At 68.4% G+C, this 11720-nt stretch carries 9 protein-coding genes; 6 read left to right on the top strand and 3 right to left on the bottom strand.

Annotated elements, in window-relative coordinates:
- Positions 1–28 precede the first annotated feature (28 nt).
- The 5 genes from coaD to mutM all read left to right on the top strand — a co-directional run bounded on the left by coaD (position 29) and on the right by mutM (position 3138).
- Positions 29–529: a pantetheine-phosphate adenylyltransferase gene (gene coaD, locus VIK36_RS13085; protein WP_255172512.1), complete on the top strand. Its 501-nt coding sequence runs from the start codon at positions 29–31 to the stop codon at positions 527–529.
- Between the two features lie 122 nt (positions 530–651).
- Positions 652–1176, top strand: coding sequence for a YceD family protein (locus VIK36_RS13080; RefSeq protein ID WP_324645277.1), 525 nt, complete (start codon positions 652–654; stop codon positions 1174–1176).
- Between the two features lie 36 nt (positions 1177–1212).
- Positions 1213–1416, top strand: a complete 204-nt coding sequence (gene rpmF, locus VIK36_RS13075) for a 50S ribosomal protein L32 (protein WP_009356569.1) — start codon at positions 1213–1215, stop codon at positions 1414–1416.
- 21 nt (positions 1417–1437) lie between these two features.
- A complete protein-coding gene (rnc, locus tag VIK36_RS13070; protein WP_324642222.1) occupies positions 1438–2166 on the top strand; it encodes a ribonuclease III in 729 nt (242 codons plus the stop codon).
- Between the two features lie 6 nt (positions 2167–2172).
- On the top strand, positions 2173–3138 hold the full coding sequence (gene mutM / locus VIK36_RS13065; RefSeq protein ID WP_324642221.1) for a bifunctional DNA-formamidopyrimidine glycosylase/DNA-(apurinic or apyrimidinic site) lyase: 966 nt from the start codon (positions 2173–2175) through the stop codon (positions 3136–3138).
- Between the two features lie 48 nt (positions 3139–3186).
- Here the strand turns inward: mutM and VIK36_RS13060 are convergent, their stop codons facing one another.
- From VIK36_RS13060 to VIK36_RS13050, 3 genes are read right to left on the bottom strand one after another with little or no spacing between them, the layout of a single operon-like run.
- Positions 3187–4158 (bottom strand): NAD-dependent epimerase/dehydratase family protein, encoded by a 972-nt coding sequence (locus VIK36_RS13060; protein ID WP_324642220.1) that lies wholly within the window; start codon positions 4156–4158, stop codon positions 3187–3189.
- Complete coding sequence (locus VIK36_RS13055) at positions 4155–6857, bottom strand: alpha/beta fold hydrolase (RefSeq protein ID WP_324642219.1); 2703 nt, start codon at positions 6855–6857, stop codon at positions 4155–4157. Before VIK36_RS13055 ends, VIK36_RS13060 begins: the two co-directional genes overlap by 4 nt.
- The gene (locus VIK36_RS13050) at positions 6851–7873 is read right to left on the bottom strand and encodes a 3-oxoacyl-ACP synthase III (RefSeq protein WP_324642218.1); all 1023 of its coding nucleotides are present in this window, start codon (positions 7871–7873) and stop codon (positions 6851–6853) included. Before VIK36_RS13050 ends, VIK36_RS13055 begins: the two co-directional genes overlap by 7 nt.
- A gap of 229 nt (positions 7874–8102) precedes the next feature.
- On the opposite strand from VIK36_RS13050, the gene smc reads away from it, so the two are divergent.
- Positions 8103–11690 (top strand): chromosome segregation protein SMC, encoded by a 3588-nt coding sequence (gene smc / locus VIK36_RS13045; protein ID WP_324642217.1) that lies wholly within the window; start codon positions 8103–8105, stop codon positions 11688–11690.
- Positions 11691–11720 lie beyond the last annotated feature (30 nt).

Raw genomic sequence — 11720 nt, 5'->3', positions numbered from 1 at the left:
CGGCCTTTCCATGCGGTAGGTTCGGAGCATGAGACGCGCTGTGTGCCCCGGATCCTTCGACCCCATCCACAACGGCCATCTCGAAGTCATTGCGCGGGCTGCCGGGCTGTTCGACGAGGTTATCGTGGCCATCTCCACGAACTACGCGAAGAAGTACATGTTCACCCTGGAGGAACGGCTGGAAATGGCACGGGAGACCCTGGCGCTGCTCAAGGGCATCGTGGTGGAACCCGTGGGCGAGGGGCTCCTGGCGGAGTACTGCCGCCAGCGGGGCGTCTCCGCCATCGTCAAAGGGCTCCGGTCGTCGTCGGACTTTGACTACGAGCTTCCCATGGCCACCATGAACCGGCAGTTGAGCGGGGTGGAGACAGTTTTCCTCCCGGCAGAGGCCAGCTACGTCCATCTGTCCTCCACCCTGATCAAGGAAGTGGCTGTCCTGGGCGGCAGCGTCTCGGACTATGTGCCCCGGTCGGTGCACCGGCGCATGGTTTCCGGCGAGCCTTCGCCGGATCAGCAGCCGAAGCGGTAGGCTGGATCGGTACTTCGGCGCTGCCCGCTGCCGGTTTGAGTCACCATGGTTCTTCAGGCTAAGATGGTACGTCGGTCATATGTTCAACAGGAGTTCTCATTAACAGAGATGCTGGTTCGCCCCTGGCGTTCGACGTCAAGGACCTCGGGCGCAGCCCGGGAAGCATGCGGACACTGAAGGAACATGTACCCGCACCGGGTGATCTTGGTGTGGCGCTCATTGGTGTTCAGGAAGGCTCGGATGTCGAGCTCGACCTGAGACTGGAGGCCGTACACGAAGGAATTCTGGTATCAGGAACCGCACTCGCCGAAGTAACCGGCGAGTGCGGCCGATGCCTGGATCCCCTTGCGTATGACCTTGAGGTCAATGTGCAAGAACTTTTCTTCTACGAGGGCACTGCGCTCTCGGACGGAGAAGAAGATGAAGAGCAACGTCGAGTCGAGCACGATGTAATCGATCTTGAACCGGTGTTGCGGGACGCAGTTGTCACCAATCTGCCGTTCCAGCCGGTGTGCCGGGAAGACTGCCAGGGCCTTTGCTCCGAATGTGGAGCTCGCCTGGAAGACGAGCCGGGGCACCACCACGAGGTCCTGGATCCTCGCTGGGCTGCCCTAGCTGATATGGCTAAGCCTGACCGGCAAAATTGATTTGTACGTGTTTGTCTAGAGAGAAATGAGTTAGCCGTGGCTGTTCCCAAGCGGAAAATGTCTCGCTCGAATACCCGCGCCCGCCGCTCGCAGTGGAAGGCGACCGCCCCCCACCTGGTGAAGACCGTTGAGAACGGCCAGGTCACCTACAGCCTGCCGCACCAGGCAAAGGTCGTTACCGACTCTGCTGGCACCGCGCTGTTCCTTGAGTACAAGGGCCGCAAGGTCGCTGACGTCTAATCGGCCCCAACAGGCTGACTGATGTCTTCAACTGAAGAGCTTCTGAAGCGTCTCGGTGTCACTATTGACGCCGGGACGCTTCGTCTTGCGCTTACCCACCGCTCGTACGCGTACGAGAACGGCGGTATCCCCACCAACGAGCGCCTCGAGTTCCTGGGCGACTCCATCCTGGGCTTTTCCGTCACTGATGCCCTGTACCGGGACAACCCGGACCTGCCCGAAGGCGAACTCGCCAAGCGCCGGTCCGCCGTCGTCAGCACCCGCGCCCTTGCGGGCATCGGACGCAGCCTGGGCATTGGTGAGTACATCTACCTGGGCCAGGGCGAGAAACTCACCCACGGCAAAAACAAGGCGTCCATCCTCGCGGACACCATGGAGGCCCTCATCGGGGCAACCTACGTCTCCAACGACATCGAGACCGCGCGGCAGTTGGTCATGCGGCTGGTTGGGCCGCTGCTGAAGGATGCCGCCGTCCTGGGCGCCGGCACCGACTGGAAGACCAGCATCCAGGAACTCGCGGCCAGCCGGCAGCTGGGCAGCATCCACTACGCAGTGGATGGCTCCGGCCCGGACCATGCCCGCACCTTCACCGCTGTGCTGAACATCGGTGGAACGGCCTACGGCAAGGGCTCCGGGCATTCCAAGAAGGAAGCGGAGCAGGAAGCCGCGGCCGACGCCTGGCGTGTACTTTCGGGCGCCGAGACACGGACTGCAGCCGGCACGTCCGCGGGCTCAGTCACCGCCAAGTAGTGTTCCGTGCCTGAACTGCCCGAGGTCGAAGTGGTGCGCCGCGGCCTGGTGAGCTGGGTCCGCGGCCGGACCATCAGTGCTGTCGACGTCCTCGATCCGCGCTCCGTCCGGCGCCATGCCCTTGGGCCCGGGGACTTTGTCGGCAACCTCCAGGGTGCCACGGTGTCCGACGTCGTGCGCCGCGGCAAATTCCTCTGGATGCCGCTGACGGACTGCCTCGCTGCACCGGAAAATCCTGAAACCGCGCCGGTGCCGGAAGTGGCACTCATGGCACACCTGGGCATGAGCGGGCAACTTTTGATGCAGGATCCGGACGTCCCCGATGAAAAGCATCTCAAGGTCCGCCTCCGCCTCAGTCCACGGGAGGGCATGCCTGACCAGTTGCGGTTCGTGGACCAGCGGATCTTCGGCGGCCTGTTCGTCACCGCTTTAGTACCCACGGACGACGGCGGCCCCGGCGGCCTGGCAGAGTCCCCCCTTCCGCTGATCGCCGCGGAAGCGGCCCACATCGCGCGCGACCCCCTGGACCCGTCCTTTTCCTTCGACCTCTTCTACCAGCGCCTCCGCAAGCGCAAGACCGGGCTGAAGCGGGCACTGCTGGACCAGGGGCTGGTGTCCGGCATTGGAAACATCTACGCCGACGAAGCTCTGTGGCGCGCCCGCCTGCATTTCGCCCGGCCCACCGACACCCTTCGCCGCAGCGAGGCGCGGCGCGTCCTGGACAGCGCCCGGGAGGTCATGCTCGATGCCCTCGCCGCAGGAGGAACCAGCTTCGACTCGCTGTACGTCAACGTCAACGGCGCCTCAGGCTACTTTGACCGGTCCCTCAACGCCTATGGCCGCCAGGGCGAGCCCTGCAAGCGGTGCGCCGAAGCGGGGATCAACGCGATCGTTCGTCGGGACCAGTTCATGAACCGGTCGTCCCACACCTGCCCGGTCTGCCAGCCACGGCCACGCAACGGGCGCTGGTAACAGCGCCTGCCGCAACGGCGGGACTTGTCCCGGCGCCGGTAAAACGGCTCAGCGGGAGCGGTAGTAGTCCGCCAGCCGTTCAAGGCCTTCATCGATGGAGACGGCTGGAGTCCAGGCAAGGAGTTCTTGGGTCTCACGCTGATCAAACCAATGGGCCGTGGACAACTGTTCGGCAAGAAACCTGGTCATGGGCGGTTCGTCCTTTTTGCCGAGCCTGGGCCACGCTTTTTCCACCACCGATCCCGCAATCCTCGCAAGCTTTCCCGGTACAGACCACGACGGCGCGGGAACGCCCCCTGCGGCGCAGATGCCGGCAATCAGTTCGCCTACCGGCCGCGGTTCGCCATTGGTGACAACCAGTGCCCTCCCGTGGATGTCACTGATGCGGTCCAGGGCCGCAACGATCGCCGCCGCCGCATTGTCCACGTACGTGGTGTCGATAAGCGCGGCGCCCGCGTCCAGCAGCGGCAGGCGGTTCCGGGCCGCCCGCGCCAGCACGCGTTCCACCAGCTGGGTGTCACCGGGTCCCCAGACCACGTGCGGCCGGACGGCAGCGACGCGGAAGCCCGGGGCATCCGCGTCGAGGGCCAAAAGCTCCGCCTGCGCTTTGGTGCGGGCGTAGTCGCCGTGGGCGCGTGCCGGATCGGCCGGTTCTGCGCCGAGTCCTGCGATGGCGGCGCCTGAATTGGCCACCGACGGTGAGGAGACAAACACAAGGTCGCCGACGCCGGCTTCGCGCGCCGCCAGGAGGAGGCGCCGCGTTCCCTCCACGTTCACCCGGTCAAACTCGTCGGCGCGGCCGGTGAAGGATACTTTGGCCGCGAGGTGGATGACTGCCTCGGCGTCCCTGACGGCAGCCCTGACGGCGGCGTCGTCGGTGAGCGAACCGCAATGGTCCGCCGCGCCGTCGACCCCTGAGGGACGCCGCTGGAAGGTGGTGACGGCGTGGCCCCTGCGCACCAGCAGCCCTGCCACTTCACGCCCCAGCAGGCCGCTCGCCCCGGTGACCAGGATTTTCATGGCGCCACCCGCCGGCCGCCGGCCAGCACTGACGAGGCCCATTGGGCCAGCCGCGACCTGTCGATCTTTGCGTTGTGGCGGATGTCGGTGGGCTGCGCGGGGACAACCAGGACTGCCGCTACGGACACGCCTGCCGCCTGGGCGGCGCTCCGTACCTTCCCGGCCAGTTCCGTGCCCGCAGGGCCGGCCTTACGGGCGGGCGGGACGGTTTCGACGACGGCGGCGATGGCCTGCGTGCCCGCGGGCCCCACGCCCACGACGGCTGCCATCCGGATACCGTCCAGCTGTTCGATGGCCTGTTCGGCGCCGACCGGAGTGACCACTCCATGGGGCGCCGTGATGATGTGCGCCAGGCGCCCTTCCACCCACAGGCGGCCGTCGGCGTCGAAATGGCCCACATCGCCGGTGCGGTGCCAGCCGGCCGGCCCGGCGCTCGCCTGCCCGGTCAGCCAAAGCCTGTCGTAGCCGTCCTTGACGTGCGGCGCGCTGACCAGGATTTCCCCCGTCACCCCCGGTTCGGTCACCGGCTCAGCCCCTGGGGCAGTACCGTCGGCCGCCAACGGGATCACGGCTATGCGGGCGCCCTGGACGGGATGCCCCACGCAGACGCCGTTGCCGGCCCCTGGCGTTGTTCCGGCTTCGGCGTCGGCCGCCGCGGCCTGGATCTGTTCAAGGCTGATGTCGGTGACGGGGAGGGCCTCGGTCATGCCGTAGGGGGTATGCAGCGAGGCGGCGGGCAGCAGCCGCTGCACCTCCGCAAGGAGAGGTTCCGGAACCGGTGCGCCGGCAGAGAGCAGCACTTGGACGCGGCAGAGTGCAGCGGTGCCCTCCGGGGTGAGGCCGTCCCGGGTGGCGACGACGTTGCGCAGGGCGGCAGGGGACGCAAAGACCACCGTGGCATCGATGGCCGCTGCAGCATCGGCCAGGGCGCGCGCGGTCAGGGTGCGGGGCGCGGTGACGTCCATGGCCGGCGTCACGGACACGGTTCCCAGCGCCGGCCCCAGCAAGGCGAACGGCGCAAAGCCTGCAACCAGCTTCTGGCCCGGCTTGATGCCGAAGGTTCCCGCCACGGTGTCCCGCATGGCGGCAAGCTGCCGGTGCGTGTACAGCACGCCCTTGGCGGGACCGGTGGAGCCGGAAGTGAAAAGTACGGCGGCGGGGGAGTCCCCGTCCGGGCTGGAGGCGGGAGCGACGCCGGCAGCGGCACGCCCTGCGCCTGCCCTGGCCAGGGCGGCGAGGGAGGTCTCCACCCCGAGGAGCCGGCGCGGACCTGCCGGCAGGTCCTGCACACTGATGCGCCTGGACGCCCAGCCCAGTGCCCGGGCAGCGGCAAGGGCCTTGTCAATCCCGATCAGGACATCAGGCGTCGCTCCCTTGACCGCCCGGCCCAGCCCCCTGGTCCCCAGGCCGGCGTCGGCAACAACCACCACCGCTCCCAGCCGCAGGCAGGCATACAGGGCCACGGTCAGGTCCACCCCGGGCGGGACCATCAGGCTCACCCGGCTGCCCGGTCCTACTCCCGCCCCCTGCAGGCCTGCGGAGAGGTGCCCGACGCTTTCTTCCAGCTGCCGCCAGGTGAGCGAGCGGGCCACCGTGCCGTCCGGTGCCATTTCGACGACGGCCCTCCCGTCTGCGGACGGGCCGGCGGCGAGCTCCCCAAGAAGCGTCCACAAGGGCGTGGAGCCATTGCCGTTAGCCGGGGCGGCGGTTCCAGTGACCACGTCGGCTTCAGCAACTGCGCCGGCTTCAGCAACACTGTCCCCGCCGTGCGTGACGCGGCCGGCAAGCCAGTCGAAGACCGCCGGCTCGATGTTCCGGTCCTCTGCCACCAGGTGTCCAGCACCCTCGTAGCGGTGCACGTCCGCGTGGGGGAGGCGGGTGAGCAGGTCCTTCAGGTAGCGGTCGGAGAAGATGGGGTCCCTTGGGCCCCACAGCATCAGGACCGGCACCTTAAGGTCCCGCACGCCCTCCGCCACGCCGTTGAGGGCAGCGAAGCTGGGGTGCGACGCGTCAACGGGAATGTCCGCTACGAAGTTGCCCACCCCCGCGCGCCGCGAGGCGCTGCGGTACGGAGCCATGAAGGCGTTCCGCACGTCCGCGGGCAGCGGCGGGTGTGCCAACGAATGCGTCACCCGCAGGAAAGCATCGGTAGTGGTGGTGCCCCACCGGTGCACGGCAGGGTGGAGGGCAAGGCGCAGCGCCGGCGGGATGGGGGAACCGGCGGGCTGGTGGACGGCGGTGTTGGTCAGGACCACGCCGGCCAGCTGGTCGGCGTGGGCCAGCGCCCAGCCGAGGCTGATGACCCCGCCCCAGTCGTGACCCACCGAAACCACCGGCCCTGCCAGGTCCAGGGCGTCGGTCAAGTCGCCCAGGTCGTTGATCCTGTCCGCCAGCCGCCGGAAGGTCCCGGTCCGCTCCGAGAAACCCATGTCCAGCTGGTCCACGGCCACCACGCGCCACGGGTGCGCGTGGTTCGATCCGGCGGCCAGCAGGCTCCGCCACAGGTAGGACCAGGTGGGATTGCCGTGTACGCACAACAGGGTTCCCATGGGAGCCAGGCCGCGGCGTGCCAGTTCCCCGCCATTGTCCAGCAGGTGCCAGCGGCGCACCGTGCCGGGCGAATCAGCCCCCGAGGTGGAGGGGACATCGATGTGGCGCGACCACTCGGCGTTGACGCCCGGCCAGTCCGCGATCACCAAACGATTTCCAGCATTGCGGTGTTCAGGCCGGATCCGACGCCCATGCACAACACCCTGTCACCGCTTCCCAATGACTGTGCCTCGGCCGCGAGTGTCATGGGGAGCGATGCCGGTCCCACGTTGCCCCAGTGCGGGAACGTGATGGGCACCTTGTCCGGGTCCAGATCGATCGCATCGATAATGGCCTGGGTGTAGGCGTTGCTGACCTGGTGCGTGACGTAGCGGTCCATCGCGGCCCAGTCCCATTCGGGCTGGGCTTCCTGCCATGCATCGACCACGAGCTGGAGGCCGCCGTCGAGCAGTCCCTTCGTGTCGGTGTTCATGCCGTCGATGCCGCCCACGCACAACTCGTGGTGCTCGGTGCCGGCGCGCATCACGCCGCCCACCACCCGGTGTGCTCCCGGGTGCTCGTCGGCGGGCCCCAGGACGGCCGCCGCAGCCCCGGACCCCAGCGTCAGCGTGGCGAACTCCCGGTTAAAGTCATCGCGCGTTGTCTCGGGCCGCTGCAGCCGGGCCAGGGTGGCCTCCTGCGTCAGCTGGGCGTCCTCGCCGTTGACAATCACGGCGTACCTTATCTGGCCCGAATCGATCATGTTGGCTGCCAGGGTCAGGGCATTCACGAAGCCCAGGCAGGCGTTGGCAAGGTCGAAGTTCATGGCCGACGACGGCAGGCTCAGGCCGTGGTGGATCTTCACCGCCACTGAGGGTTCAAGGTTGCGCCGGGTCACCGAGGTGTTGATCAGCAGTCCGACCTCCGAGGCTTCGATGCCGGCCTCGGCGAGGGCCTTGGCGCCCGCCTCCACCGCGGCGTCGTCGAACGACGTTCCAGCAGCCCACCACCGGCGGTGCGTGATGCCTGCCACGCGCTCAAGCAGCCGCGGCGGAAACTTGAGGCGCTGCAGGGTCGATGCCAGCCGCCGGTCAAATTCCGTGGAGCTCACGATCCTGGGAGCCTCGACGCTGCTCACCGAGAGCAGCGCGGTGTTGCTGTGGCGGAAGGTTGCATTACCTGCCAATTCAAGCCCCTCTTCGTTTTCGTCCCGCGTTCCTGCGGTGACCGTACCCACATCTGCGCAGGCTCAAGAGCTTAACTATGCCTTTGCCGTGCCGGAACACGCATATCCACCCCCGGTGCCCGTGCCGGTTCCCGGGTGCTGCTGCCGGGAAATGTCGGTCCTGCGCAGTAGATTGTAGTGACCCGGTTCCAGCAAAATGCCCTACCCGCTCCAGGAGACCAGAAAAGCCTTGCACCTCAAAAGCCTCACCGTCCGGGGGTTCAAGTCCTTTGCGTCCGCCACCACCTTCGACTTCGAACCCGGCGTCACCGCCGTCGTGGGTCCCAACGGATCCGGCAAGTCCAACGTGGTGGACGCCCTGGCGTGGGTCATGGGCGAGCAAGGGGCCAAAACCCTGCGCGGCGGCAAGATGGAGGACGTCATTTTTGCCGGTACGTCCGGGCGTCCGCCGCTGGGCCGCGCCCACGTTTCGCTCACCATCGACAACACCGATGGCGCACTCCCCATCGAGTACAGCGAAGTCACGATTTCCCGGACGCTGTTCAGGACGGGCGGATCCGAATATGCCATCAACGGCGCAGGCTGCCGCCTGCTGGACATCCAGGAACTGCTCTCCGATTCCGGCCTGGGCCGTGAAATGCATGTCATTGTGGGCCAAGGCCAGCTGGACCGCGTCCTGCACGCCACTCCCGAGGACCGCCGCGGCTTCATCGAGGAGGCGGCCGGGATCCTCAAGCACCGGCGCCGCAAGGAACGGACGGTACGGAAGCTCGAGGCCATGCAGGCCAACCTCCAGCGCCTGACCGACCTCACCGGCGAGATCCGGCGGCAGCTCACGCCCCTTGGGAAGCAGGCCGAGGTGGCCCGCCGAGCGCAGCGGGTCCAGTTCGACGTCCGGGACGCGCGGGCGCGCCTGCTCGCCGACGACCTGGTGCAGCTGCAGCAGGCCCTGGAGCAGGACGTGGCGGACGAAGCGGCACTCAAGGCGCGCCGGACCGCCGTCGAGCAGGAACTCGAGGCCGGGCGCAGGCAGCAGGCAACATTGGAGCAGCTCGCGGCCGAGGCCACACCGCGGCTCAATGCCGCCAGGGACACCTGGTACCGGCTGTCCACGGCCCGTGAACGGCTGCGGTCGCTCGGCTCGCTTGCCACGGAACGGAGCCGCCTGCTGGGTTCCGACGATGCCGCGCCGTCTTCCGGCCGGGACCCCGAACAGCTGGAGCGCCAGGCAGCCCGGGTGAGGCGGGAACTGGCCGAACTCGAACAGGACATCCAGTCCAGGCGGGGCACCCTGGACGCGGCCAGCGCAGCGAAAGTGGAAGCGGAGCGGGCTGCGCAGGCCGAGGACCAGCGGCTCACCGCCCAGCTCCGTGCCGCAGCGGACCGGCGCGAGGGCCTGGCGCGGCTGGCCGGCCAGGTCGCGGCGGCCCGGTCCCGGGTGGAGTCCGCGCAGGCGGAACTTGGAAGGCTGCGCGAATCCCTTGCCGCCGGAACCGAACGCCGGGCCCGCGCCCAGGCCGAGTTTACGGCGCTGGAAAACCAGGTGGCCGGCGTGGAGGAGGGAGAGGAATCCCTTGACGCCGACTATGAGGCGGCCAGCGATGTCCTGGACGCCGTGCTGGGGGAGATCGCGGACCTCAAAGCCGCCGTCAACGAGGGGGTCCGCAAGCGGGACGCCCTCGCCGCGCGCCTCGATGCCCTGAAGCTCGGCCTTGACCGCAAGGACGGTGCCAGGCACGTGCTGGCGTCCGGGCTCCCCGGCGTGCAGGAAAGCCTTGCTGCCGGGATCACCGTGCAGGCCGGGTTCGAGCCGGCCATCGCCGCCGCCCTGGGGGAAGTGTCCGAGGCAGTGCTCGTCCAGGACGGGGAGGCAGCGGCCGCTGTGCTGGGACGGCTCAAGGACGACGACGCCGGGCGGGCGTCGCTGCTCCTCGCATCGGCGGCGGCACTCCACCAGGGAGATGGCCCGCACGTGACGCTGCCTGAGGGAGCGCAGTGGGCCGCCGGCCTGGTCGATGGGCCTTCGGGGCACGGCTCCCTGGTCCGGCACCTGCTGTCCCGGACCGCCGTCGTGACCGGCATCGACGCCGCGGCTGCCCTGGTTGCTGCACTGCCGGACATGACAGCGGTCACCCGCGAAGGGGACGTCTTCACCGCCGTCTCCGCCACGGGTGGCTCTGCCAAAGCGCCGTCCCTCCTTGAGGTGCAGGCGGCGGTGGACGACGCCGAGCGCGGGCTTTCGGCGGTCACGGCGGACCTGGAGCGGAACAGGTTCGCCCTGGCAGCCGCGGAGGCACGGCGCACGGGAGCGCAGGAGGAGGCGGACGCTGCGCTCGACAAGCTGCACGAATCCGATGCCCGGCTCGCTGCCGTAGCCGAACGTTTGGGCCACCTGAACTCTGTCCTGCGCAGCGCCGTTGGCGAGAGCGAACGGCTGGCAGCGTCCCTGGCACGGGCCGAAGGCAACGTCGCGGCGGAGGAGGAAGCGCTCGCCACCGTCGCTGCCCGGTTGGCCGCGGCGCAGGAAGCGCCGGTGGAAGAGGAACCGTCCACGGAGCAGCGCGACGCCCTGGCGCGTGCAGCCTCCGCCGCCCGCGCCGCCGAGGTGGAGGCGCGGTTGTCCCTCCGCAGTGCCGAAGAGCAGCTGGTGGCCACCCGCAACAGGGTGGCGTCCCTGGAACGCGCCGCCGCCACGGAACGCCGCGCCCGTGAGGAGGCGGCAGAGCGCGCCCGCCGCCGCCGCATCCAGGCCCGGCGCGCGGCCGCCGTTTCCTCGGGGGCGGAACTGGCTCTTGGCTATGTGGACGTCTCCGTGGACCGTGCCCGGCACGAACGGGACCTGGCCGAGGAGAACCGCGAGCTGCGCGACCGCGGCCTGCGGGAGATCCGGGAAGCGAACGATGCCCTGGCCAGGGAGCTGGCCCAACTCACCGACAACGTGCACCGCGACGAACTCGCCCGGGCCCAGCAGCGCGCCAGGATCGAGGCGGTGGAAACCCGCTCCGTGGATGAGCTGGGCATCACCCCCGAAGCGCTGGTCACCGAATTCGGGCCGCACGTGCCGGTGCCCGTTCCGGCGGAGGAATCCGGTGACAAATGGGCGGCCCTGCGGGCCCCGGTTGACGCGGACGGGGAAGAAATCAGGGATGGCAAGCCCTATGTCCGGCAGGAGCAGGAGAAACGGCTGCGGAAGGCGGAGCGGGACCTCGCAAGCCTGGGCAAGGTCAACCCCCTGGCGCTGGAGGAATTCGCGGCGCTGGAGGAGCGGCACCAGTTCCTCAGCACCCAGCTCGAGGACCTGAAGGCCAGCCGGCGGGATCTGCTGGACATCATCAAGGAAGTGGATGACAGGGTCCAGCGGGTCTTTGCCGAAGCGTTCGAGGACACCCAGGCCCAGTTCGTCCGGGTTTTCGGGCGGCTCTTTCCCGGCGGCGAGGGACGCCTGGTCCTGACCGACCCGGCGGACATGCTCACCACCGGCATCGAAGTGGAGGCCCGCCCTGCGGGCAAGAAGATCAAGCGGCTGTCCCTGCTCTCCGGCGGCGAACGCTCCCTGACCGCAGTGGCGCTCCTGGTGGCCATTTTCAAGGCGCGGCCCTCGCCCTTCTACGTCATGGACGAGGTGGAGGCGGCATTGGATGACACCAACCTTGGCCGGCTCATCACCATTTTCGAAGAACTCCGGGAATCCAGCCAGCTGATCGTCATCACGCACCAGAAGCGGACCATGGAAGTGGCGGACGCGCTGTACGGGGTCACCATGAGGGGCGACGGCGTCTCCACTGTCATCAGCCAGCGGTTGGGGGCCGAGGTATAGCGGCAGGTCAGCTGCCTGATGGCTGCCGGA

The organism is Pseudarthrobacter sp. LT1, assembly GCF_035621795.1.
Classification (GTDB): Bacteria; Actinomycetota; Actinomycetes; order Actinomycetales; family Micrococcaceae; genus Arthrobacter.
The sequence above is the reverse complement of the archived record's forward strand: the minus strand, read 5'-3'. Positions and strand labels throughout refer to the sequence as shown.